Here is a 22,511-nt window from a genome sequence, read left to right on the forward strand (position 1 = left end):
ATCAATATTTGAATTTATTCACAATGGCGTTGAGCTGGGCTGCCATCTGCTTCAGCTCTTCGGCGTTCTGGGCCACCTTCTGGCTGTCTCCTGAAATATGTTCCGAGGATGCGTTCACCGAGGAGATGTCCTGGTTGATTTCCTGGATCACTTCCACCCCCTGGGTGATGTTGCCGGTGATTTCCTCCACCCCCTGGGCGGCCTGGTTGACATTGTTTGAAATTTCGCCTGTGGCTGCGGACTGTTCCTGGATAGCGGCGGCAATGGTGGAGATGATGTCGTTGATTTCGGATATGATGCCTGAGATGGATTTGATTTCATCCGCCGTGCCGACCGTGGTGTTCTGGACCTCTGTGATTTTTTCCTTGATATCGGCCGTGGCCCTGGCGGTCTGGCTGGCCAGCTCCTTAATCTCCCCGGCCACAACGGCAAATCCTTTTCCGGCCTCCCCGGCCCGGGCCGCCTCAATGGTGGCATTTAAGGCCAGAAGGTTGGTCTGCTCAGAGATGTCGTTGATGGTGTCGGTGACCGCGCCGATGGATTGGGCGGCGGACCCGAGTTCCGACATTTTTTCCGATACGGTGGCGGCCTGGGAGACCGCATGGGTGGAAATGGTCCGGGCCGTTTCCGAATTTTTGGCAATTTCATTGATGGTGGCTGTCATTTCCTCGGTGGATGCCGCAACCATGGTGGTATTGTCCATTGTTGTGTTCATGGTGTCGGAGATGGAATTCATGTTGGCCCCCATTTCTTCGGAGGCGGTTGCCACTGAATTGGCCAGGCGGGAAGATTCTTCTGCGCCGCCGGCCAGGTTCCGGGCGATATCCAGCAGGGTGGAGGAGGAGGATCCGACCTGTCCTGAATTTTCGGAAATATCTTTCACGATCTGGCGCAGGTTTTCAAGGAAGGTGTTGAACCAGGTGGCCAGCTCTCCCAGTTCGTCATCGCTTTTGACAGGAAGTTGCTGGGTCAGGTCTCCCTCTCCCTGGGCAATGTCCTTGAGGCTTGCCACCACAGTTTTGATGGGACGGATGACAAACACTGCCGCAAGAAGGATAATGCCGACGCAGATCACCAGGGTGACTGCCGCGCCGATGATCAGGAGGAAGGTCCTCATTTTCCGGGCTTCGGCAAACACCTCGTCCGCAGGTGCCGTGGCGACCAGTATCCAGCCGGTCTCTTCAGACTGCCTGAAGGCGGAAATCTTGTCTGTGCCCTGGTATGAATAGTTGAGGAAACCGTTTTTTTCCGCCAGTATCTTTTTGCCGAAATCAAAGGTGCCCAGGTTCAGTTTCATGATCTGTCCGGTTTCCGGTGGATAGGCCAGCACCTGTCCTTGTTCGGTCATCATGTAGACGTAGCCGGTTTCCCCCACCTTGATGGTGTCCAGCTGGGTGGCGGTAAATCCGCCAAGGTCAATGACGGCGTAGAGGACGCCCAGGGTTTTGGCGCCCTGTTTCACCGGGCTGGACATGACCAGAATGGGTTTGCCCGAGGTCTTGCTCAACAGGGGCTCTGAGATAAAGGCTTTGCCTGCCATGGAGGCCTTGAAATATGCCCTGTTGGCCACGTTGACCTTGCCGATATTCTTGGCATGGGAGGAGGCCATGACCAGCCCCGTGCCGTCGGCCAGGCGCATGCCGGTGAATACCTTGTGGGTGTCGATGAAGTATTTCATCTTTTCACTGGCCTTCCGCCCTGCGGCCTCCCGGTCCGGGCCGCCCAGGACATCGGCCATTATCCCCATCCGGGACCAGGTGTCGACGCTGATGGCATTCCGCCGGATCCATTGGGAGACCTTGCCTTCCGTGGATGCGGAGAGCTGTATGAGCTCCTTTGTAACGGTTTTTTCCAGGCCGCTTCTGGCTGTCATATATGCCGTTGATATGGCAATGCCAAGCCCGAGGACAACCAGTCCGCCCAAAGGGAAAAGCAGCTTTGAGGTGAGTTTGAATTTCATGTGGCCTCCCTGTAGATTACCCATTTATTGTGAGGGCCTCCGGGTTCAGACCGGATGCCGGGATGAAACTGCCCATGGCGCTATTTCCTCTGGCAGGGGCCTGCCGGAGTCAGTTGATTGAAATTTAAAATCCGCTGGACAGTGCCGTCGGTTTTCAGTGCGGTAACAGCGGTGTTGAAACGGTCCACAATTGTTTTGGTGGTATGCGCCTTGGAAAATCCGATGTAGTAGTCCAGGTCACATTGTTTTCCGGCATACCAGATATTTTTGAGATTGAGTTTGCATATCAGGGCGAACCCGGCATCCCTATTTGAAAATACCGCATGGATGCGGCCGATGGCCAATTTCCTGAAACCGGATTCATCATCCGGGCGGATATCTATTGAGAAAGCGTTTTTCGTTTTTGACCTGAGCTGTGACAATTTGTCCGATGTATTGGAGGGACCGTAAACCCCTATGGTATACCCGCTTATATCACCAATACCTGTATAGTTTACAGGGTTGTCTGACCTGAAAAAGAAACCGTATTCCGTTTTCAGAATCGGCGGGGAAAACCGCAGCCAGGTTTCCCTTTCCGGGTTCCTGCCGATGAGGAAGAGGGCATGGGCCTTACCGCTTCTCACCTCTTTCTGGGCGCGTGTCCAGGGGCGGAGCTTGAATGTGCAGTCCAAACCGCTTTTCCGGCAGGCTGTCTGGATGATCCGGACGGCAGGGCCTGCCACCTGCCCTTCGATCAGGTAGCTGAAAGGCGGGAAGTCCTGGGTATTGAAAATAAGGGGCTGACCAGAGGCCGGCGGGCAGAAACATCCCAGAATGAATACCATGATTATCAAGAATACCGGGTTGATCGTCGTCTTCATACCCCTCCCCTGATTAACGGTTACGATATGGTAAACTTTAAAATGGGCTTTGGCTGGTTTTAGGGCGTCTGCTATACAATAAAAACTGTATAAAAAAGCATCTGTGTTTGCAAGGGTTTTATTTTCTTGCCTTTTTGGCGGGATGCCCGGGAGCTGATCCCGGGAAAAAGGGATGAAATTTTGCGCGGTCTGGTATATGGGATAAAGAGACCATAAGGGAGGGCAAAATGAAACTTGTGATGATTATAATTCTGGCCGTGATTTTCATCGTTGCCGGACTTCGGTTGTTTTCCAGGAAACTGCTCTATTTCCCGGTGCCCCTGGCCGGGCCCGTGGAAACCGGCGCGGTGGTCAAGGAGATATCCCTGCCTGTGGCGGGCGGGGCTGTGCTCCGGGGATGGGTGCTGGAAAAGGATGCGGCGGGGCTGCCCTTTATCTTTTATTTCGGGGGCAATGCCGAGGAGGTGTCCCTGAATATTGCCGATTATATTGAAAAAGTGGACGCCAACGTGGTGATGGTCAATTACCGGGGATACGGGCTCAGTACCGGGCGGCCCACCGAGGCGGCGCTCAAGGCCGATGCCCTGGCCCTGTACGATCATATTTCAGAACACTACGGCCTCGTTCCTGACCGCTGCGGGGCCTGGGGCCGGAGCCTGGGATCGTCCATGGCCGCCTATCTCACCTGGCAGCGGGGGCTGGGCCGGCTGCTGCTGACCTGTCCCTTTGACAGCATTGAGAAGGTTGCTGCCGGGTTCTATCCGGGCTGGCTGGTGTCCATGGTACTGACGGACAGGCACAGGACCGTCGATTTTGCAGATCAGATTCAGGTGGAGACCCTCATCCTTGCCGCTGAGCATGATGAAATCATTCCCATGGAAAGGACACGGGCGCTTTATGATGTTCTGGGAAACGACAGGGAGATGGTGGTGATCCGGGATGCCGGCCACAATACCATTTCAGAATTCAGGGGATACTATGATGCGGTGAATGTTTTTCTAAAAAAATAAAAGAGCTGCTTATCACTTTTCTAATAGAAGGGGAGGAGAAGGAAAGACAATTTATTAAGGTATGCTGTACGTTAAAAGGTGTCGATCCAAAAATTAGGGTAGATAAGCAGCCCGTTTTATTTTTTTTGTATTGGTTTGGTCTTTATTTACATCAGGGAGGCCAGGTACATGATCCCCACAGCCCCAAGCACCCAGAACATGGCTTTTAAACTGCCGAGCCCCAGGTCCGAAAGACTGAAATCAAAGGACAGGTTCCCGTTCCCCGCCATGGCTGAGGAGTCTTCGGGTGTGAAAAAATAAATAAGGGTCTCAATGAGTTTATTCTGTTCTTTCATTTTTCACCTCCAGTGATTTTGGGTTCCAGACACAATCCCCGTCTGTGTTTGCCAAATTAGCGCCTTTTTGGTATTAAGTAAAATTAAAACATTTAACCTCTTGCGTAAGTATTGCTAATGCTACCCGACCTGAACCGAATCAAAGCCTTTTATTATATTTACCACCACCTCAGCGTGGCCCAGGCGGCCCGGGAAATGAACATCAGCCCCTCGGCCGTCAGCCAGGCCCTGGCCAAGCTGGAAGGGGAGCTGAAGCTGCCCCTGTTTACCCGTCTTCACCGGAAACTGGTCCCCACAACGGCGGGAAGGGAATTGTTTGACCTTGCCGCCCCCCTGATCCGGGAGCTGGATTCGGGGGTGGAACGGATCATCCGCGCCAGGGAGGTGCCCTCAGGTCCCCTTCGCATCGGCTCTCCCATTGAGTTTGGAAAGTCTTATTTCCCCCGGATTTTCGCTGCATTCCGGCAGCAGTATCCCGAGGTGGTATTTACCCTGGTGCTTGGGGACCCTTCTGAAATCTTCGCCATGATCGGCACCGGGGAGCTGGATTTCGGCCTGGTGGACGTGTTTCTCACCAAAGAGCAGATGGTCGGTGACCTGGGCCGGTACAGCATTGAGCCCCTCATCGACGAGGAGGTGATCCTCGGCTGTTCAAAGACCTATTACGACCGGGCGGTGCAGGGCGACCATTCCTTTGCCAATCTGGTGTCAAAGGAGTTTATCTCCTACCGCAAGGGGGCTCTGACCCTGAGGAATTGGTTCAAGCACCATTTTAAACGTTTTCCCGGGGAATTGAACCGGGTGATGACTGTGGACAGTCACCAGGCCGTGATCAACGGCATCCTCAACCACCTGGGCATGGGGGTCATTGCCACCCATATCGTGGAAAGCGAGATTGACACAGGGGAGATCATTCCGGTCCAGACGGAACGCAATGATGTCATCAACAAGATTTCCCTGGCCCAGCTCCAGGATAAAATCCCCAGCCTCACGGAACGGACCTTTATCCGGTTCATGAAAGCCGACATCAGTGAGTCGGGCATCTCCGGTCTGCTTCATTAGTTTTTTATTGACAAATTGATAGTAGTTACTACAATAGTCACTAAATAATTTTGATGGAGCGGTAATTATGGATAAACAAAGTGCACAGGCCGCAGCCAAGGCGGGAATTCCGATTTTTATCGGCTACTTCCCGGCTGCCGTGGCCTTCGGCATCCTGGCCAAAACCTGCGGGGTCTCCCTGCTGGAGGCATTTTTATTTTCATCGGTGGTCTTTGCCGGGGCCAGCCAGTTCATCGCCTTGAACCTGCTGGTGACGGGCATGGGGCCGGTGGGGATCATTCTGACCACCCTGCTGGTGAATTTCAGGCATTTTCTCATGAGCACCTACCTTGCCACCCGGATAAAAGAAAGGGCGGCGGCCTGGTACCTCCCCATGGCCTTCGGCATCACCGACGAGAGTTTTTCCGTCTTCTCTTTCACCCGGGAAAAGCTGACCCGGACCTTTGTGCTGGTGGTGGAGGTGACGGCCTATTCGGGATGGGTGTCCGGGACCCTGGCCGGGTTTCTATTGGGCGGGTTCATGCCGCCTGTCCTGACCCAGAGCATGGGGGTGGCCCTCTATGCCCTGCTGCTGGCCATCCTGATGCCCGAGATCAAATCGTCGCACAGGTCTTTGTTTCTGGCCCTGTCCTCGGGACTGCTCAACTGGCTGCTGGTTCACCTGGACATTTTGCCCAAAGGCTGGAACATTATTGTCTGTATCCTTGTGATCGCAGGCGTCGGGGCCGTGTTGAGCCTCACAACGCCCCAAAAGGAGGAAGTCCATGGAGAAGTATAGTCTGATTCCCCTGATTCTGGGCATGGCCGCCGTTACCTACGGTCCGCGGCTTGCCCCCTTTCTTTTCTTTTCCAATATGAAGGTGCCCCCGGTGGTGGATGCTTTTTTAAAGGCCATCCCTGTGGCGGCCATCGGTGCCCTGATCATCCCCGGTGCGGTGACGGCCACCCCGGACATGCCGGTGGCGGCCCTGGCCGGCATGGGGTTTACCCTGGTCTACGGCCTGTTCAGGGGCGGGATCATTGTGCCGGTGCTGGGGTCGGTGGGTGTGGCCTATCTGGCCTTAAGCTTTTTATAAAAAGAGGGGGCGCCATGGACGAGCGGATGATGGAGGAAATGAAAACCCTGGGATTTTCGGCCTATGAATCCCGTGCCTATCTGGCATTGCTGGAGGAATTTCCGGTGAACGGCTACGCCCTGAGCAAGGCCTCCGGCATTCCCCGTTCCAGGATCTACGAGGTCATCAAAAACCTCATTGCAAAGCAGATGGTGTTTGAAGACGCCCAGGGGAAAACCAAGGTCTATACCCCCATGGAACCCGAGATTTTCATCAAAAAACTGCGGGCCAGGTACAACAAAATCTTTGACGACCTCACCGATTATGCCGGCACCCTCTACCGGGAGCCCAAACAGGATGACAAGCTGGTGGTGATCCAGGGCCGGGATAATATTATTTCCTTTTTAAAGGTGCTCATCAAAGGGGCCAGGGAGCGGATGGCCGTCTCCATCTGGGATGAGGAACTCAACGCCCTGACCGAGGAACTGGATGAAGCCCTGGAACGGGGGGTGAGGCTGAGGGGAATATATTTCGGTACGGCAAAGGTCTATGAGGACCTGGTGCCCCACCGTCGGATCAAGCGGTATATGGCCGAAAAAAAAGAACGGTATCTTTCGGTGATCATCGACCATTCCCATGTGGTCTCGGGCATTGTCTCCCGTGGGGAGGCCTCAAAGGTCACCTGGAGCCGGGATGAGGGCTTTATCGAGGTCAGCGAGGATTATATCGCCCATGACCTGGTGGTCAACCTTTACTCCGCCTCCCTGGATGATGCACGGTACCGGGAGTTCGAGGCCTTTGCCGATACCGTGCACGACAGCTTTTTCCATTATTCCGAGGCGGAGTTCAAGAAATTCAGGGAACTGATCTAACCCTGGATTTATTCCGGCTCGTGGCGGATGACCGGATACTCCTTGTCTCTTTCTGTAATCTGTGCTGCAATGGCGGTGGGGAGCACTTCAAAGTTGCCTTCGTGCATGACAATGGCCAGTTGCCCCTTTTCCAGTTTTTTTGAGATTTCGTCCTTGATCCAGATTTTTTTGATCTTGGTTCCCATTTTAAAATAATAAGGGTCGTTGCAGTTCTTCAGTTCCAGCCTGTTTTCTTCGATGAGCTGTTTGATCTGGGCCCGGGCTTCCTGCTTCAGTTTTTCGGCATTGGCCTTGAGGTTTTTCTCCCGGTTCGCCTTTTCCTGGGCCAGCTGGGCCTGTTGTGTCTCATTGATTTTCGGTGCTGTTTTTTTGCCCTTGTTCTTTTTGCGGCTGACATGCTTCTGGTGTTTTACTTTTTTAGCCTTTTTTTCATCAACAAGTCCCGCTTTCAGGAGCTGGTCCTGGAGTGACATTCCCATGGTCTTCCTCTGTCTTTTTTAATGGGGTAAACATCCGGATGATTTTCATCCTCCGTAAAAAATATCAAGCCCGCTTTTTTAACACAACCTAAAAAGAAGTTTCCAGATTAAAATGGGGATCGGGTAAAGAGAGGGAGGCTATTCTCCGGTGGCGGCGTCGATATCGAATATTTTTCTGCCGTCCACATAGTCCTTGCTGGCATATTGGGAAATACGCTGAATTTTCGAAGAGAGTTCCATGATTCTCAAGGTGTGTTTTTTGACCAGCCGGATTAAGTCTTCTTTCCGGGACGGTTCCAGGGTTTCATCGTCCAGTTTTTCTATGCCGATTAATACCACCTGCAGCGGATTGTTCAGTTCGTGGCTGACCGCCCCTGCCATTTCGAGAATGGCCCGTAATTTTTCCTTGTCCCGGTGTTCCTTTGCAACCTGCTTTTGTTGGGTAATGTCCATGAAATACCCCAGGACCGCCCGGGCGCCTTCGTATTTGACGGAGGTCACCGTCTCCATTATCCATTTGATCCGGCCCGTCTTGTCCACCACCCGTAATTCATAGGGGGTGTTTTTTTGCCCGGTGAGCATCAGCCTGGCATTTTCCCGGACCTCGTCCCGATACTCTTCGTGCACAAGGTCCATGGAGGGCATGCCCATGAGTTCCTCTTTTGCATATCCGGTAATCCTGCAGAATTCGGGATTCACATACCTGAACCGCCGGTCCTGGAGAATATAGCTGCCGATGAGGGCGCTGTTGCGGCTGTGTTCAAGCTCATCTTCAGCCTGTTTTTTCTGGGTGTTGTCCCGGATGAACCCTTCTATGGCCACGGTTTTGTTCTGGCTGTCCCTGACCACCGACCACCGGTCATGCATCCACCGGGTTGTACCGTCGGGGCCGATGTATCGGTATTCGACCTCCCCCCTAGTGCCGCCGGCCTCCAGGGTTTTTTTCCTTGCCGTCCTGAGTTTGTCTGCGTCATCCGGGTGGATGTACCGGGCGACGCTGTTGGAAGATAATATGGACCGTCCCGCTTTTTTGGTCTCGAACAATTCCAGGAACCGTTTGTTGAAAAAGGGGAAGGTGCCGGATTCGATGTCAAAGAGGTAGATGGCATCCTGGGAAAAGTCGGCAAGATGCTGGAAGCTTTCCGACAGGGTTCTGATAATATCACTGTCATTGTTTTCAGCTTTGGCATCCGCGTCACGCTCAAGCTCCCGGATTCTGGCTTCCAGTTCTTCGTATGTCGGTTTTTTCTCCATTGAATTTACAATCGGACCGTATATTTTGAATTGATTAACAAATGTAAATTAATATGAGAGTATCCTTTCCGCAGGCAAAAAAGCAACATAAAAAATAATACGGGCCGGCGGGGTTGTCGTCAATACGGATGATGAAAATGCGTTTTCCCAGCTTTGCTGCCGTTGAAAGTTCCATGGTAATCCAGTCTGCATCAGGACAATTCCGCCGCCCATTTTTGGGGGCGAGGTAAAGGCGATGATAATGGATTGAAATTTTTGAATTTAGAAAATTAGTATCTTTATGTAAAGTGGGGACTGAAATCAGTATTTACCGAATATTAAATCGTGTCCCTGGCATAGGTGGTTTAATCATGGGGCCTTTGGATTGAACCCTATCAATTTGGTCCATAATGAAATTTTGAATTCCTTTGGTTGTAATTTCCTGCGAGGTTGACGCTTTTTTATAAAAACGGACTGCCTTTTCAACTTCATTCTCCTTTTCTTGGGCAACACCAAACCGAAAATTTGCGATCAAACTGTCTTCTTTAAGTTCTATGGCCTTTTGGAGAAAATTTAGCCCTTTTGAGTAGTTACCATCTTTATAAGAAAGGTGTGCCATTTTAACAAAAATCAGATGATAGAGTTCTAAATTGGAATGAATCTCTGATTTCTGAATTAATTTATCACACATGCTAAACTGAAAGTATCCAGCGCTATGATAGTTGTCGATTTTATATCTTAAGTAAGTGATATAACCAAAATACCTTAAAATTGAATTTGCTATTTCTTTTTCAAAAGTATTCTCCACAAACATGAATTCAAAATTTCCCCTCTGAGAGCCCCAGAAGTGGCGATAAGAAATGAGTTGGGAGTATAAAAAAAACAGGCCGATGCTTATGGTGATATTGTTTACGTATTTATATACAATTCCAAAACCAGTTTGAAATGAGAAAATTCCAACGAGTGCTCCGGTCGTTAGTGCTAAAAGCAAAGTGGATAACCAGTGCTTAAAATAGAAACTAAATGGTATTTTCATGGTTTTTATTTTCAGAATGACACCCCATATTTTTGTTATCAGATCAATTCCCCATGATAATTTGATATTGACGTGAAAATCAGGAATTTCCCATGTGAAAAATATTCAGTCAACTGGAGTAACTAACCTTACTCCGGTATCTTTGGCAAGCCTTTTCCTTGAAATTTGTTTTTTCTAAAACGTTTGAAAGAGAGTGCCGTGAACCCGGCCTTGAACGGGGGGGATGGATGCTTTCAGGTATGGAAAAAATGGGAGGCGGTTGGGTGGGGGAAAATATCCCGGCCCTGGAAGGGCCGGGATAAAGATCTTGCTTTGAACCGGAATCAGCGGATGCCGTCGGAATGGCAGGCCGAGGCGTTGCAGCCGGTCATGTCCTTATCGTCAGCGCCGAATTCATTGGTGTGGCAGTGCAGGCAGGAGGGCCGTTCCGCGTTGGGGGCGTACCGGATCTTGTGCATGGCCTTGAAATAGCTTTTGTAGCCCTTGAGGTCGTCGGGGCTGAAGTTGTCATGGCAGGCGGCACAGCTTCTGGGGGGCTTTCTGCCTTTGAGTTCCCCCATCCTGTGGTGGCAGTCAATGCATTCGTAGGACTCGTGGCTGGAATGATTGAATTCCACCGACAGGTCGCGGTCCGAGTGACCCTGGATAAAGTTAATCTCAAGCCCGTCTTCCGGTGCCTCGAATTCCGCGGGCTCGGGATCGTTGGCCTGGGCCGCCAGGCTCAAGCCCAGGGTCAGAAGGGCTGCAGCCAGGAATATAAACACTTTGTTTTTCATTTTAGTCTCCTTATATCCCGGGTTAAACCTTGGGGGTGCCGAAGGTGAAGCGGCCGGTGATAAATTCCCGCCTGGACTGTGCTGCCGGCCTGGCCTGGGCCAGGATGGCGGATTTTGTCCCTGCATCGGCGGTCAGGTGGGTATGGTAGCTCTCTGCTTCGGAGTCGCAAAGATAGATTACCCGTACGTCTTCAGGGTCGGCCAGAAAGGCATCCGGCCGGGTCTTTTTTATTTCGGCCAGCCGCTTTTCCGCCAGTTCCAGCATGGCTTCCCTGTCCCCGAAATTCATGGTGCCGGTGGGGCAGGAATTGACGCAGGCCGGCTTTAGGCCCTCTTTTACCCGGTCGATGCACATATCGCACTTGGTCCACTGCCCGGTTGATTTATCCAGCCGGGGCACGTTGTAGGGGCAGATCTGCTTGGGTTCCAGGCCCACGGTTGCGGAGAGGTTAACCCCCTCGTTGTAAACCACCGCACCGGTGTTTTCATCATGGGTTACGGCGTCCGCGCGGTACATGTTGAGCATGTATTTGCAGGGGGGCTCGATGCAGTGGCGGCACTGCTCGGGGAAAAAATTCCACCGCAGTTTCCCATGTTTGTCCCGGCCTTCGTTGAACCGCACCAGGCGCAGGGTCTGGGAGGAGAGGTCCGCCGGATTCTGGTGGGAGCCGAAGTTTTTGGTCTGCTCGGCAGGCAGGTCCTTCCACTGCTTGCAGGCCACCTGGCAGCCCCGGCAGGCGGTGCACAGGGTCAGGTCTACGAAAAAGCTTTTACCGTTCATATCTTATCTCCCTTTTTCCACTTGCGCAGGTTCACCATAAAGGCCTTGTACTCGGGAATCCCGGTGTTGGGATCGCCCACGTTGGGGGTGACGATGTTGGCCGAATCCCCGCCGTTAAGCGGTGTTACCCAGCCGTAATGCCAGGGCATGCCCACCATGTGGGTTTCCACCCCTTGTACATTAAAGGGCTGGATCCGCTCGGTGACCATGGCAATGGCCCAGAGCGCCCCGCGGACACTTTCGATGACCACCCGTTCCCCGTTTTCAATCCCCCTCAGCTTGGCCAGCTTGGGGCTGATTTCCACAAACATCTGGGGTTCGGCTTCCGTAAGCCAGGTCATCCACCGGGTCATGGACCCGGTCTGCCAGTGCTCGGTTACCCGGTAGGTGGTGGCCACAAAGGGGTAGCGGGGATCGCACACCGCCTTTTTTTCGTTACCCACTTCCACGGAGGTCGGGTTATGGAGCCGCGGGGAAAAGGCGTGCCGGTGAACCGGACATTCCAGGGGCTCGTAATGCTCGGGAAGGGGGCCGTCCGCACGGCCCGGCCCGAAGAGCTGGCCGAATCCATGCTTTCTCATGATAAAGGGGTGTTTTTCCCCCGGAGCCCAGCCGCCGTCGGGCACGTCTCCCTGCCAGGCCTTGCCGTCCCAGGCAATAACGGCCTTGTCCTTGTTCCAGGGCTGTCCCTTGGGATCCACGGAGGCCCGGTTGTAGAGGATCCGGCGGTTGACCGGCCAGCACCAGGTCCATTTGGGATACAGCCCGATTCTGGCCTGTTCCTCGGTCTGGGCGGGGTCCCTGCGCCGGGACTTGTTGCCGTCTTCCGTGTAGGAGTTGCAATAGAGCCAGTTGCCCGATACCGTGGACCCGTCGTCCATGAGATAGGCAAAGGAGGGTACCTGCTGGCCTTTTTTGAAGTTTTTGCCCTTTACGGTGACATCCCTGGTGAACCAGCCGTTGGCCAGTTTGGCTGTTTTGTCCGCACTGAAGTGGTAGTGGCCGTTGCGGCCTTTTTCGCACATGTTGTTAAAGCTCAGGCGGGTGATGGGCTCGGGAAAGGCGCCGTCCTCTTTTTCGTAGAGTTTGACCAGTTCTTCCCAGAGTTCGTGGAAGTAATGGCCGTCGGTGAGCACGCCCTTGGGCGCTTCAGGACCCTTGTACCGCCACTGCATCCACCGGCCCGAGTTGGATACGGAGCCGTCCTTTTCAATGGCCGAGGCGCAGGGGATGTAAAAGGTTTCGGTCTTGATCTTTTTGGGATCCATTCCCGGACCCTTCCAGAAGTCGCTGGTTTCGCACTGGAAGAGGTTGACGTTGACCATCCAGTCCAGTTTTCCCAGGGCCTCACGGGTTTTCACCGAGTCCGAGCCGGAGCAGGCCGGGTTCATCCCCCAGACCAGTCCGCCTGTGAATTTACCCTCGTGCATCCGGTGGATGAGCGGAATCCAGGAATATTTGGATGCCGCATGGGATTCCAGCTTAGGCAGGTACCTGTAGCCTTCCTCCACGGTGTCGTCGGAGTACATGGCCTTGATGAGGCTGGCCGAATACTTGGGATAGTTCTGCCACCAGTTGGCGCTTTTGGGGTCGGCGCTCTTCGGGGTAAAGGCCGTGTTGTAGTCCGCCAGGGTTTCCTGGCCCGCCAGGGGGGTTTTGATGTACCCGGGCAGGATGTGGTAGAGCAGGGCGTAGTCTGTGGAGCCCTGGACGTTGCATTCCCCGCGGAGCGCATTGACCCCGCCGCCGGCCACGCCGATGTTGCCTAAAAGCAGCTGGATGATGGCCATGGCCCTGATGTTCTGGACCCCGACAGAATGCTGGGTCCAGCCCATGGCGTACATGATGGTGCCGGCCTTGCCCTTTTTGCCCGTGGCGCTGTAGGTGCGGTAGAGGGCCAGCAGATCCTCCTTTGAAATGCCCGAGGTGGCCGATACACGGTCCAGGCTATATCTTTCAAAATGTTTTTTCAGGATATTGAAGACGCATCTGGGATGGGTCAGACTCTTGTCCTGCCTGGGCACCCCGTTTGCGTCGGTTTCAAAGGCCCACTTGGATTTGTCATAGGTTTTGGTTGCCGGATCGAATCCGGTAAAGAGTCCGTCCTCAAATCCATACCCCTTGCCCACGATGAAAGCGGCATTGGTGTATTCCACCATGTATGGGGTGAAGTATTTTTTATTGTTCAGGATGTACCGTATCATCCCGCCCAGGACGGCAATATCCGTTCCCGACCGGAGGGCCATGTACATGTCGGACTTGGCCGAGGTCCGGGTGAACCTGGGGTCCACATGGATGATTTTTGCCCCTTTCTGCTGGGCCTTGAGAGCCCATTTAAAGGAGATGGGATGGTTTTCGGCAGCGTTGCTGCCCATGATCAGAATACAATCAGAGTTCTTCAGGTCAATCCAGTGATTGGTCATTGCACCGCGTCCAAACGACTCTCCCAGAGCCGCTACAGTTGCGCTGTGTCAGATCCTGGCCTGGTGTTCGACGTAGACCAGCCCCAAAGAGCGCATGAAGCTGTGCATGGCCAGACACTCTTCGTTGTCCAGGGCGGCCGATCCCAGGGAGGCGATGCCCATGGTCCGGTTGACTTCCTGGCCTTTTTCGTTTTTGGCCTCAAAGGAAGCATCACGGGAATCCTTGATCAGCCGGGCGATCCTTTTTTTACACCAGTCCCAGTCCTTTTCCACCCACTGGTCGCTGTAGGGTTCCCGGTGGAGGCAGGTGGTGGTCCGTTTGGGGTTTTCCGTCATCTGGATGGCGGCGGCCCCCTTGGCGCAGAGCGCTCCCCGGTTGATGGGATGGTCCGGGTCCCCTTCCACGTTTACGGCACGTTTTGTCTTGAGTTCCGTGTTAACCAGCAGGCCGCATCCCACGGAGCAAAAGGCGCAGACGGATGTGGTCTGTTTTGTCCACTTGGGATCCAGCTGGCGGGCACGTTTCTTTGATTTTGAAACAGCGGCCTGCCCGAGCCCGGTGAACACCGGGGACGCAGCCAGGCCGGCAGCTGCCGCAGAGGCAAATTTTACAAAATTTCTGCGGGTTAAGTCCATTGTTTCTCCTTAAGGTTAATTTTACTTAATCAATTGTGCTTGTCTGGTGCTTCTGTATCTGGGCCAGGCCGCATTTCATGCCTGGCATGTTTTTTTAGGGGGGTTAAATTGACCACACCGAGGGAGCCATGCGCTGGAATCCTTCATTCCCGGCAAGGATGTCCAGGGACATGGATTCAAGGTCGTTCAAGGGGGCAAAGGCCTCCCGGTCCAGTTCCCTGAAGTCAATGGTCTTGATATATGTCCTGCAGGCGTCGCAGGTTTCCACCCGGTATCCGGGCTCCCCGTCGGCGGTGAAGTATTTGAGCTGATCTGCATTGTCGGTGTTGCAGCAGGCACAGGAAAGCCGCCTGATCCGGTATGTATGGCGGCAGTGGGCGCAGTGGGCGAACCGCTGCCCCTCTTTTTCCCGCAGTTCCAGCATATAGGGCAGGCTGCCGCAGACGGGGCAGGTGCCGGTGGGATTGATTGCCTCCCGGTCAAGCCCTGCGGCCTCGGCCAGGGCAACGGCGCCGGATTCAATGCTCGGGGCTGCGGCGGCAGTGACAAGGAAGGCCATGGCCGAGGGGGCACCGGGTATTTGTTTTGCCCATGCGGCAAGGGTGGGGCCGGGGGTGCTTTTCCCTGCAATGCAGGCCTGTACCTCGCGCAATGCGGTTTCAAGGTGCAGTTCACCGTTTTTCAGGGCTGAATTAAAGGCCAGGGCTGCCTGGGCCATGGCCGGGGGCATTTCATCGGCGCAATTGAGGATGAGGTTGATGATTTTCCGGGCAAGGGCCGTGAAACGGTTCCGGTCCAGGGGGAATTGTTCCGGAGGACAGATGGGAGAGCGGGAAAGATTGATGCCGGACAGATCCAGGTCCAGCCCGTTGCTTTCATCCGCCTGGAGCTGGGCGGTCCGGCCCAGAAGCGACATCAGCTCCCGGGGCAGATGCTCCCTGGCCGCCATCCGTCCCATGGTCTTGGAAATGATTCTTAATGTATTGTTTTCCATCCTCCCCTTCCTTTTCTATAGCTCACAGGTTGGTCCAAAAAAAATGCTCTATTAGCACAACCTGGGTTACAAAAAAGTTACAAGGAGAATGGCGGGGGCGGTCAGCCTCCCTTTTTTCGTTCTTTTTTCATCATCTTATCAACCAGTGCTGTAATGGCATCGGCATCATAGCTTTCATTCAGGGCTTTTAATTTGCGGGCAAAGGGGATGTATTTATCGTCCATCTGTTCGAGGGCTTCGGCTTTTTCCTGCAACCTGATGTGGTTGCCGGTCATTGCCCATTCATTCAGGGCGTTTAATATCTCCAATGGCGGCGGAACAAGGTCGGCCGGGTCTTCTGATTCCGGCTTTCCGGTGGCTGTCTCTTCATAGATCCATTGGGGGCCTAAATGGTCTGAGATCAGGGAGAATAGGGTGTCCTGGTCCACCGGTTTGGGTAAAAAACCCTGGCAGCCCATTGTGCGGCTTTTTTCCCTTTCCGAGTCAAAGGCGTGGGCCGATACCATAAAAACCGGAATGTCACGGGTTTCGGGAATGTTCCGGATCTTTTCCAGCATCTCATACCCGGTCATAACCGGCATGGCAATATCGGTGAAAATAGCGTCGGGGTGCAAATTCTGTGCTTTTTCAAAGCCCTCTTTCCCGTTCTCCGCCGGAATGACTTCAAATCCGGCGGGGGTGAGCATGTCCCTCAGTACGGACAGGTTTTCAGGGCGATCGTCGACAACCAGCATGGTGTAGCGCCGGCCCCGGTATCCGGTAATCCGGCGTCCGCCCCGGAGCGTTTGAACCGGCGCATTTATGGCCGCGGAGACGTTTAAAACAAAGGAAAATGACGATCCCTTTCCGTATTTGCTTTTGACATGGATCTCACTTCCCATCAGCCGAACCAGGTTGCGGGTGATGGTGAGCCCCAGCCCCGTGCCGCCGCTCCGCTCTTTTCTGCCCCCCACCTGTTCAAAGGGTTCGAAGATCTGCTCTATCTCTTCTTTTTGCATGCCTGTCCCGGTATCCCGGATGTCAAAACGGATGGCGGCCGTCCGGGAAGTGCCAGGGGAATGGCGGTCCGTATCCACCACATCCACTGCAAATGTCACCTTGCCCCGGCGTGTGAATTTAATGGCGTTGGCCAGCAGATTCAACAGGACCTGTCGCAGCCTTTTTTCATCAATCAGAACACGGGCGGGCAGGCGGGGATCCGGCGTGAACGCCAGGTGGATATCCTTTTCCATGGCTGTCATCCGCATCATGCCGACCACTTCCGACAACAGGTCCTGCAAATTGACCTCCGAGGGGCAGAGCTCCATTTTCCCCGCTTCCACCTTTGCAAGGTCCAGCACATCATTGATCAGGGTTAACAGGTGCTGCCCGCTGTCATGGATGATGCCCAGGCCGTTTTTCTGTTCCGCTGTCAGCCGGGTCTTTTTCAGGATCTGGGCATAGCCGAGGATGCCGTTCAACGGCGTGCGAAGCTCATGGCTCATGTTGGATAAAAATATGCTTTTTGCCTGGTTTGCCTTTTCCGCGGATTCCTTTGCCTGTTCAAGGTTTGTTTCGTACTCTTTGCGTTTTTCAATAAAAAAGGAGACCGATTTGGCCATGCTTGAGATTTCATCGCGCCCTTCGCTGGGGACGGGGAACGGGTTGCCTTTCACCTGTTGCTGCATGCAGTGTTCCAAGGCAAGTATCCTGCCGATGACGGATTTCCGGATAAAGAGGAAAATCAATACGGCACTCAGGGTGATGGCAATGAGGGTCACCGCAAAGAGGGTATCCAGAGAACCAATGTCGTTAACCACTTCAGCGCTTTTTGCCTGGACATTGTAAGAGACCTTGTTAAAAATCTCATCCGTATGCGCCACCAGTTTATCTGAGAGGAATTTGTTTTCAATCAGGTTTTTGCGGATGGCGTCCTCAAGCCTGATCCGGGCTTCGGCCAGGGTAAACAGTCCTTTCTCGCCGGTGCCGTAACGCCTGATTGTTGTCCCATAGCGGTTTAGATCGGGGGGGCGGCTGGCCATGGGGCACATCTCTTCCAATGCCTGCTCCAGCTGGCTGATCTGGGTTTTGTACTCCTCAAGCTGCTGCTGGGTGGGAATATTCGGGACGGCCTGGAGCAGACTGAAAATCTGGACCAGGGTTTTCCATTGGTATTCGCAGTCCCGGCGGGCAGGGCTGCCTGTTACGGTGAGTTCTTCTGAGACCCGCCGAAGATGGATGGATATCTGCACGATCCGGCGGCTGACCTCTATGTTTTTTTCAGCCAGGGCGATCAGGGATTGAAAATGGGCAAAGAATTGCTTCAGCTTGTCCGGAAGGTTGTGGATACCTTCCATCTGCGTCTGTTCCATCTGGATGATGAGGGCGATATTATTCCTGTATTCCTGTTCGATCTCATTCTTTAGGATTTCCAGGACAAAGGGGCTTTGGGCGGTGACGATATCCGGGACATTCCGAATCATTTTTCCCGTTCCCTTCACCAGGTCGGATGCCGTTATAAACAGCGGCAGGTGGGTCTGGGGTATTTTCTGGAATGCGGTTCCGAATGTGGTGAAATAATGCCGGGTGACGCCCAGGGAACACACGGCAACAATGACGATGAGTACCAGTCCTGTCAATACCTTGGCAAATATGCCGAACGCCGGCCGTGGTGTTGTCCGCTCTAGGGGGGGCTTTTCCAAAATACACCGTCCATGGGAGTCATAAGACCCCATATGCTTTCGCCGATGCCGGCCAGCTGCTTGTGGTGGGCAATGGCAAAAGGGGATTCATAAAGGGGAAGCAGGGGAAGGTCTTCCATGATGAGTTGCTGAAACCGTTTATAGAGAATTTTGCGCTTGCCGAAATCAAGTTCCGTGCCGGCCGCTTCCATGAGCCGGTCCGCATCAGGGTTGCTGTACCCTTGGGTGTTGGACCAGATGATTCCTTTGCGTATATTGGTACTCAGGTAGGTCCGGTGGACCCCGATAACCGGGTCCCCCCAGTTGTAGACACTGTCTATGGTGGCATCGAAATCCCAGTTCGCAATTTTCCGGGCCCAGGATTTAAAATTCCTGGGGGGATCAATGATCACCTCGACGCCCAGGCGGCGGAGGAAAAGCTGTTCAAAATATTCGGCCATAATTTGCCGGTTGCCGCTCCTGTCGGGGATATAGGTCATTCTGAAAGAGAAGCGTTTCCCGGTTTTTCCCCGTGGGTACCCGGCCTCGTCCAGGAGGCGGTTGGCCTTTTTAAAATCCTGGGGGTAGAGGTTTACATCCCTGGTATAGAAGGGGCTGGATGACGATATGGGGCCCGTGGCCACGCGGGTCTGCTTCTGGAACCATTTTTCCACTATAAAGTCACGGTCAACGGCATATGCGATGGCCTGCCGGACGCGAACATCATTGAAGGGTTTTTTGCGGAGATTGAATGCCAGCCACTGGATTCCCCCCACCCCTTTGAAAGCATCCTCTAACACGGTGATATGGTCCAGATCCCTGAGCTGGCGGAGCTGATGTCTATCCTGGTAAAAGGACATCAGGTGGGTGTTCCCCACTTCCAGTTCTATGGCGCCTTCTTCCGTATTTTTGCTGAAGGAAAAGCAGATGCAATCCAGGCGGGGGCGGTCTGGCAGGAAAAATTGGGGGTTTTTCCTGAGGCGTATGATTTTATCGGGTGAAAATTCTTCAAGGATGAAAGGACCCGAGCCGACGGGCTTCAGGTTTGCCGGATGCCCTTTGACCGCTTCCACACTGCCGTAGATATGCTTGGGGAGAATGGGGAGAAGGACGGGAGACATGGCCAGCATGATTGCCGGATGGGGGGTGCTGAGCCGGATGACCGCCGTATGGGGATCCGGGGTGTCCACCCGGGACACCGGGGCAAGCATGGACTTGAAGGGATGCCATCTTTTAACGGTTAAAACGGAGAAGGCCACGTCTTCGGAGGTGATGGGCCGGCCGTCATGGAATCTGGCATGGCGGACCAGGTGCAGGGTCAGGCTGAGGCCGTCTTTGGCGGTTTCCCACCGCCTGGCCAGGTATGGGGAGGGGCGCCATGCGTTGTCCATGCGGATCAGTCCGGCAAAAATCTGCGCGCCCGGGATGCCGGTCACCACTCCGGACTGGATGGCCGGATTGAGGTGATGGGGGGACTGCCCCAGCCGGATATGCAGTTCACCGCCCATTGGCGGATTTCCTGCATGGCTGTGGACGGGCAGGCCGAGCAGACAGATGATGAAGACAATGGCATTAAAAGCCGTCAATGGTGGGAAGGGTGGCCGAAAGAAGCGTGTCATTGTAATTCATTTACGATTGAGCGGATATCCGGTTCAAGGCGGTTGAACAATTCAACCAGTTCCGGCTGAAAAAAGGTGCCGCTTCCGGCGCGTATCTCGTCCAGCGCCGTATCCACGGGCCATGGTTTTTTATATGGGCGTTCGGAAACAAGGGCATCAAATGCATCGCAGATGCAGGCAATTCGGCCCACCAGTGGGATATCCTTTCCTTTCAGCCCCCTGGGATACCCGGAGCCGTCCCATTTTTCATGGTGGGTATATGCTATGGTTTCTGCCGTTTGCAGCAAATTCACCCGGCTTCCGGAGAGCATTTTGGCACCGATGGTGGTGTGGGTTTTGATGATTTGATACTCCTTCGGGGTCAGTTTTCCCTTTTTCAGCAAGATCGCATCCGATATCCCTATTTTCCCGATATCATGGAGTTTGCTGGCCAGGTACAGATTGTCGCATTCTTCTTTGGAAAGCCCGTATGATTTGCCCATGATATAACAATAATGGCTCATCCGCTTGACGTGGTTGCCCGTGTCTTCATCCCGGTATTCCGCTGCAAGCCCCAGCCTCTGTACGATTTCAATCTGGGCCTCCTCCAGCTCCCGTGTCCTTTCCTTTACCTTTTCATCCAGAATGATATTTTGTTTTTTCAGTGCCTCTTTGGCGTTTTTCAGGGTGAGGTGGGTGGTTACGCGGGCCTCTACCTCCTCCGGGTTAAAGGGTTTGGTGATGTAATCGACAGCCCCGTATTCAAACCCTTTTTTGATGAATTTATGATCGTCCATGGCCGTGATGAAAATCACAGGGATATGCGCTGTGAGGGGATTGGCCTTGATCTGCCTGCAGACGTCGAATCCATCCATGCCGGGCATGCTGATATCAAGTAAAATGAGGTCGATTCTATCCCTGTCCATGATGTCCAGGGCTTTTTCCCCGTTCAGCGCCATGCCCAGCCTGTACCGGTCCCTCAAAACATCAACAAGGATATCGATATTCGTTTTATGATCGTCAACGAGAAGAATTTTACATTGATTTAGTTTGTTCATGCCGGATTCCCGGTTGTCAGAAATTGCCAAACCTCGGAACTGCCACCCTTAGATTAAGATAGGAGCTTCTATTTTGTCAACCAGATGAATCCGTAAAACCATTATCCCGGACCGAGATTGACGAATCCTCCGGCCCGGTGATACGGTAAGGCCTGGGGGAATGCGGCGGATGCCGGAATCATCATTAAAAGAGGAAGGACTATAGCGCAAGGCTGAAAGGGAGAAAATGCCTGAACACCAGACCAGTGAATACAATCCAGTGATTGCCGGCTTCAGCTGGGAAGAGGGGCCCCTTGACATCACCCTGAACGATGCAAAAAAAGCTTACGGCCAGCTGCCCAGCAAATACGGTTTCGTATCCGCCGAAAAAAGAAGGGCCAGCAACAAAACCCTCAACCTGGATATCGGGTCCCTGATAAGGGAACTGCTGTCGGATAAGACACGGAGTTTAAAGAGGGAGGTTTGTGATTTTTTCAGGGAGTGGCACAGGGATTTCAAGTCAGAATTCCGGGTGAACACCGCCCCTTTTTTCAATATCAACCGCCCCTCCCTGGTCGAAAAAGTCCTCCGGGGGAATAGGGCGGCCCTGCTTCATTCCGCCGGCCTTGACATAAAAAAGACCCTCCAGGACAGCGGCCTTATCCGCAGGGATGTGCTCAATTCCATCTCTCCGGACCATCTGCTGTCCAAGACCACCGAGATTCTGACCCGTAAGATCAGGGCCGGGGGGCGGCCGGCAGGGGCGCCGGCCCGTGAGGTGCTGTCAACCCTCAATTGCTACGGTGCCGTAAAGGGGGTGATGCAGTATTCCCGTGACGGTTCCTCTCTGCCCACCGGGGATGACGCCGCCTGTTTTGCCGATGAAATCGGCAAGGCGCTTCTGGCCTTTCATGGGGTACACCCCCTTTCGGGCGTTGAACCGGTCTCCACCGTCACCGGCAGGGGGGTTGAGTTTGAATACGCCCCCCGGGATTATTCCTACCTTGAACTGGGCAAGCGGACAGGAGACTGCACAGCCGATAAAAGGAATTTCCAGGCAGACCGCACCATTGAAAATATTTTCTGGACGGTTTTTTCATGGATCCTGGATAGAAACTACCAGATCCTCAAGGTCTTTCTGGAGGGCGAGTTCGTCATGAAGGTTCACCTGCTGCCCATCTATGTGACAGGGGACCAGGGGTATATCAGTTTTGGCGGCACTGCCTCCGCAATTTCAGATTATATGTTTCTGGCCGTTGACGCCATTGAAACCACGGTGGCATTCCGGGAGGATATCTCCCCGGGGGGCAAGGGTCCCAAGGCCGAGGTGTTTTCAAAGACCATGGACTTTATTAAAGATCTGGCCGATGCCATGAACATTGAGGCCATTTATGCGGAAAAATTTTCAAACACCCCGTGGATCAGGGATATTTTCGCATCTTACCCGGAAATTTTCTTTCATGTGGACCACCTGGTGAAAATAGACCAGCTCGAAGACGTTTTTTCCCTCGCCGATGAACTCAGCGCCGGGGCCGGATACAAAAGACCCAAGGAAGTATTTATGGAACTGCAGGTGAAAAATACGTATCTTTCCCCTGGATATATCCATAAATCCCCCGGGGTAAAATCCTTTGCCATCATCAGGGGGGATGCCGGTGGCGGCATTCCCATGAAACAGATTATCGGGGTATAAGAAAATCAAGG

The 22,511-nt window shown here is 53.5% G+C and carries 19 protein-coding genes; 6 read left to right on the top strand and 13 right to left on the bottom strand.

Annotated features, from left to right (window positions below; all coding sequences use genetic code 11):
* Position 1: 1 nt before the first annotated feature.
* Together HUN04_20680 and HUN04_20685 are read right to left on the bottom strand one after the other, a co-directional pair.
* Entirely contained in the window at positions 2–1,960 is a 1,959-nt protein-coding gene (locus HUN04_20680; protein WDP92000.1) for a methyl-accepting chemotaxis protein, read from the bottom strand.
* A gap of 80 nt (positions 1,961–2,040) precedes the next feature.
* Positions 2,041–2,820, bottom strand: coding sequence for a transporter substrate-binding domain-containing protein (locus HUN04_20685; protein WDP92001.1), 780 nt, complete (start codon positions 2,818–2,820; stop codon positions 2,041–2,043).
* Positions 2,821–3,047: 227 nt separating this feature from the next.
* Here HUN04_20685 and HUN04_20690 point away from each other — a divergent pair, with 227 nt between their 5' ends.
* Entirely contained in the window at positions 3,048–3,830 is a 783-nt protein-coding gene (locus HUN04_20690; GenBank protein ID WDP92002.1) for a hypothetical protein, read from the top strand.
* A gap of 146 nt (positions 3,831–3,976) precedes the next feature.
* On the opposite strand, the gene HUN04_20695 is transcribed toward HUN04_20690, so the two are convergent.
* Positions 3,977–4,165, bottom strand: a complete 189-nt coding sequence (locus tag HUN04_20695) for a hypothetical protein (GenBank protein WDP92003.1) — start codon at positions 4,163–4,165, stop codon at positions 3,977–3,979.
* 117 nt (positions 4,166–4,282) lie between these two features.
* On the opposite strand from HUN04_20695, the gene HUN04_20700 reads away from it, so the two are divergent.
* From HUN04_20700 to HUN04_20715, 4 genes are all read left to right on the top strand, one after another.
* The gene (locus HUN04_20700; protein ID WDP92004.1) at positions 4,283–5,227 is read left to right on the top strand and encodes a LysR family transcriptional regulator; all 945 of its coding nucleotides are present in this window, start codon (positions 4,283–4,285) and stop codon (positions 5,225–5,227) included.
* 67 nt (positions 5,228–5,294) lie between these two features.
* Positions 5,295–6,005, top strand: coding sequence for an AzlC family ABC transporter permease (locus HUN04_20705; protein ID WDP92005.1), 711 nt, complete (start codon positions 5,295–5,297; stop codon positions 6,003–6,005).
* Positions 5,992–6,303 carry an AzlD domain-containing protein gene (locus tag HUN04_20710; protein ID WDP92006.1) on the top strand — a complete coding sequence of 104 codons (312 nt, stop codon included), beginning with the start codon at positions 5,992–5,994 and terminating at the stop codon, positions 6,301–6,303. Before HUN04_20705 ends, HUN04_20710 begins: the two co-directional genes overlap by 14 nt.
* Before the next feature lie 14 nt (positions 6,304–6,317).
* On the top strand, positions 6,318–7,154 hold the full coding sequence (locus HUN04_20715; protein ID WDP92007.1) for a TrmB family transcriptional regulator: 837 nt from the start codon (positions 6,318–6,320) through the stop codon (positions 7,152–7,154).
* An 8-nt stretch (positions 7,155–7,162) separates the two neighbouring features.
* On the opposite strand, the gene HUN04_20720 is transcribed toward HUN04_20715, so the two are convergent.
* From HUN04_20720 to HUN04_20765, 10 genes are all read right to left on the bottom strand, one after another.
* On the bottom strand, positions 7,163–7,633 hold the full coding sequence (locus tag HUN04_20720; protein WDP92008.1) for a DUF2058 family protein: 471 nt from the start codon (positions 7,631–7,633) through the stop codon (positions 7,163–7,165).
* A gap of 138 nt (positions 7,634–7,771) precedes the next feature.
* Positions 7,772–8,887, bottom strand: coding sequence for a PAS domain S-box protein (locus HUN04_20725; protein ID WDP92009.1), 1,116 nt, complete (start codon positions 8,885–8,887; stop codon positions 7,772–7,774).
* A gap of 307 nt (positions 8,888–9,194) precedes the next feature.
* Entirely contained in the window at positions 9,195–9,902 is a 708-nt protein-coding gene (locus HUN04_20730) for a hypothetical protein (GenBank protein WDP92010.1), read from the bottom strand.
* 323 nt (positions 9,903–10,225) lie between these two features.
* Complete coding sequence (locus tag HUN04_20735) at positions 10,226–10,678, bottom strand: cytochrome c3 family protein (GenBank protein WDP92011.1); 453 nt, start codon at positions 10,676–10,678, stop codon at positions 10,226–10,228.
* A gap of 22 nt (positions 10,679–10,700) precedes the next feature.
* Positions 10,701–11,459 carry a formate dehydrogenase gene (locus HUN04_20740; protein WDP92012.1) on the bottom strand — a complete coding sequence of 253 codons (759 nt, stop codon included), beginning with the start codon at positions 11,457–11,459 and terminating at the stop codon, positions 10,701–10,703.
* Positions 11,456–14,518 carry a formate dehydrogenase-N subunit alpha gene (fdnG, locus tag HUN04_20745; GenBank protein ID WDP92013.1) on the bottom strand — a complete coding sequence of 1,021 codons (3,063 nt, stop codon included), beginning with the start codon at positions 14,516–14,518 and terminating at the stop codon, positions 11,456–11,458. The genes HUN04_20740 and fdnG overlap by 4 nt, the downstream gene beginning before the upstream one ends.
* A 103-nt stretch (positions 14,519–14,621) precedes the next feature.
* Entirely contained in the window at positions 14,622–15,512 is an 891-nt protein-coding gene (locus HUN04_20750; protein ID WDP92014.1) for a formate dehydrogenase accessory protein FdhE, read from the bottom strand.
* Between the two features lie 101 nt (positions 15,513–15,613).
* Complete coding sequence (locus tag HUN04_20755; GenBank protein WDP92015.1) at positions 15,614–18,226, bottom strand: response regulator; 2,613 nt, start codon at positions 18,224–18,226, stop codon at positions 15,614–15,616.
* Positions 18,175–19,680: an ABC transporter substrate-binding protein gene (locus HUN04_20760; GenBank protein WDP92016.1), complete on the bottom strand. Its 1,506-nt coding sequence runs from the start codon at positions 19,678–19,680 to the stop codon at positions 18,175–18,177. The genes HUN04_20755 and HUN04_20760 overlap by 52 nt, the downstream gene beginning before the upstream one ends.
* Positions 19,681–19,787: 107 nt before the next feature.
* Positions 19,788–20,828, bottom strand: a complete 1,041-nt coding sequence (locus tag HUN04_20765; GenBank protein ID WDP92017.1) for a two-component system response regulator — start codon at positions 20,826–20,828, stop codon at positions 19,788–19,790.
* A gap of 226 nt (positions 20,829–21,054) precedes the next feature.
* On the opposite strand from HUN04_20765, the gene HUN04_20770 reads away from it, so the two are divergent.
* The gene (locus tag HUN04_20770; GenBank protein ID WDP92018.1) at positions 21,055–22,500 is read left to right on the top strand and encodes a hypothetical protein; all 1,446 of its coding nucleotides are present in this window, start codon (positions 21,055–21,057) and stop codon (positions 22,498–22,500) included.
* The last annotated feature ends 11 nt before the right edge of the window (positions 22,501–22,511 follow it).

Origin of the sequence: Desulfobacter sp., assembly GCA_028768525.1 — a bacterium.
Classification (GTDB): Bacteria; Desulfobacterota; Desulfobacteria; order Desulfobacterales; family Desulfobacteraceae; genus Desulfobacter.